The following is a 2,633-nucleotide window of genomic DNA, read 5'->3' as shown; positions in this document are numbered from 1 at the left end:
GCTGGTCGCCCGGGTGTGCGACCGGCTCGCGGTCGGCGCCGACGCCGCAGCGCTGTACCTCCAGCTCGCGACGCTCGCCGCGCCCACCGACCGCAACGTCCGCCGCTGGAACGGCTGGACGGCCAAGCAGCACGTTGCGGCACGCACCGAACTCCTCGCCACCGCAGCGGTGGTCGAGGCCAAGCGCGCCAGGGCGGGCCGGACGCTCTTCCTGCCCGGCGACTGGACCGAACTGAAGGCCCCGCACCTCCCGCTGGAGACCGTCAAGCTCGCCGCCCACACCGTGACCCCGCTCTGGGGCAACACCATCCGCTCCCCCTTCGGACGGGTGCTGCCGGTCGCCCCGCTGCACGAGATGTTCGCCGCGGCCTGGCAGCGGGAGCACGGCGGCACTCCGGCGGCCGCCGACGGCTGACAGCCTGACACCGTTGCCTGCCGGGGTCCGGTCTCGCCACCACCGGGACCGGACCCGGCAGCAACCTCAGGACGTTCGGTCTGGCATTCGGTCTCGGCACGCACTCCGGCGCGCACTCCGGCGCAGACCAATCCTTCATCGTATGCACCCTGTGCGAACACAAACATGCTGGCGAAAAAGATCATCACTTCGGGGCAATGCCGCGGGCGTGCCGGGCCAACTGGCCGCGCCGGCGGCTAGTTTGCTCCTGGAGGTCAGCGGCCTGCGCGGACGTTCGCTCTGTTCGCCCGGCCACGTACGACGTGGGCCGTGCCGGTCGCCGCTGTTACTGAAGGAGAGCCTGCTCGATGACGGTGGACACCAGCCAGCCGGCGCAGTCGGAGCCGACTGGGCGGAGCAGCCTGGGCACGGCTGCTGCCCGGAACCTCGCCACCACGACCAAGTCCGCACCGCAGATGCAGGAGATCACCTCCCGCTGGCTGCTGCGGATGCTCCCGTGGGTGGAGGTCGAGGGCGGGACCTACCGGGTCAACCGGCGGCTGACCTACACCGTCGGGGACGGGCGCATCGAGTTCGTCCAGGACGGCGCCCGGGTCCGCGTGATCCCCCGCGAGTTGGGCGAACTCGCGGTGCTGCGCGGCTTCGACGACGTGGCCGTGCTGACCGCGCTCGCCGGCCGCTGCGTCCAGCGCGACTTCCGCGCGGGTGAGGTGCTGGTGGAGCGCGGCACGCCCGCCGAGCGGATCCACCTGATCGCCCACGGCCGGGTCGCCCAGAGCTCCGAGGGCCGGTACGGCGAGGCGGTGTCCGTGGCCGTCCTGGCCGACGGCGACCACTTCGGCGAGCACGCCCTGCTGGACGCCGGGGCGACCTGGGACTGCACCGCCACGGCCGAGACCGCCGGCACCCTGCTGACGCTCGCGCGGGCGGACTTCCACGCCGTGCTGGAGGCGGCTCCGGGCCTCCGGGCGCACGTCGACCGGTTCACGGCGATTCCGCTCCAACGCCAGAACCGGCACGGCGAGGCCGAGATCGCGATGTCGGCCGGCCACACCGGCGAGGTCGAGCTGCCCGGTTCGTTCGTCGACTACGAGCTCAAGCCGCGCGAGTACGAGCTGTCGGTCGCCCAGACCGTGCTGCGGGTCCACTCCAGGGTCGCCGACCTCTACAACGAGCCGATGAACCAGACCGAGGAGCAACTCAGGCTCACCGTCGAGGCGCTGCGCGAGCGGCAGGAGTTCGAGCTGGTCAACAACCGCGAGTTCGGCCTGCTCCACAACGCCGCGTTCAAGCAGCGGATCCAGAGCCGCTCCGGTTCGCCGACGCCCGACGACCTGGACGAACTGCTCTGCCGCCGGCGCGGTTCCCGGTTCTTCCTCGCCCACCCCCGGGCGATCGCCGCCATCGGCCGCGAGTTCAACGCCCGCGGGCTGTACCCGGACCACGTCGACCTCGGCGGGCAGCAGGTCCCGGCGTGGCGCGGCGTTCCGATCCTGCCGTGCAGCAAGATCCCGATCAGCAGGGAGAACACCACCTCGATCCTCGTGATGCGGACCGGGGAGGACAAGCAGGGCGTCGTCGGTCTGCGCCGGACGGGGCTGGTGGACGAGTACGAGCCGGGCCTGTCGGTGCGGTTCACGGGCATCGACGAACGGGCGGTCATCTCCTACCTCGTCAGCACCTACTACTCCGCGGCGATCCTGGTGCCCGACGCGCTCGGCGTACTGGAGAACGTGCAGATCGGCCGCCGGGACGGCTAGCGCCGCCGACCCGGCCGACCGGCCTCGCCGAATCACGTCGACCCGGCGGCCCAACGAACGCCCTGCTCCCGCACACCGCCCCGCGGCGGAAGCCGGACGCAGGACCTGAACAACCGCTGCGCCGGTCCGGCATGACCCGGCACTGCCCCGGCACGCCCGGACGGAACGGCCCCGGCCGCCCTGCCCGTCGGCACCCCCCAGCACGCACCCCCTCTCGGCCCCGCCCGACGTGCCCGGATCCGGGACGTTCCCACCCTTCACCAAGGAGCTACGGATGCCTGTCCCTGTGCCTCTGCCCGGCAGGGCGAGCCCGCCGTCCGCCACGTCCGGCGGCGGGGCCGGCCGACTGCCCGGACCGCCTGCGGCCTTCCCGCCGGTCCCGGGGAGCGGGCCCCTGCCCGTTCCGGTCGCCGACCCGGCCGGCGAGACCGTGCCGCAGGGCGCCGCCGCGGTGCCGG

At 73.1% G+C, this 2,633-nt stretch carries 2 protein-coding genes and 1 pseudogene; all 3 read left to right on the top strand.

Features of this window, described 5'->3' with window-relative positions:
* Positions 1-415: hypothetical protein (locus ABZ641_RS32375; protein WP_359987627.1), on the top strand; the 415-nt coding region annotated here is incomplete at its 5' end.
* A 347-nt stretch (positions 416-762) separates the two neighbouring features.
* The gene (locus tag ABZ641_RS32370; RefSeq protein WP_344622238.1) at positions 763-2,175 is read left to right on the top strand and encodes a family 2B encapsulin nanocompartment shell protein; all 1,413 of its coding nucleotides are present in this window, start codon (positions 763-765) and stop codon (positions 2,173-2,175) included.
* Between the two features lie 274 nt (positions 2,176-2,449).
* Positions 2,450-2,633 (top strand): annotated as a pseudogene (locus ABZ641_RS32365) (hypothetical protein); the annotation flags it as partial.

The organism is Kitasatospora sp. NPDC007106 (assembly GCF_040634455.1).
Classification (GTDB): domain Bacteria; phylum Actinomycetota; class Actinomycetes; order Streptomycetales; family Streptomycetaceae; genus Kitasatospora; species Kitasatospora arboriphila.
Note: the sequence above shows the minus strand (reverse complement) of the source record. Positions and strands in the feature narration are given on the sequence as shown.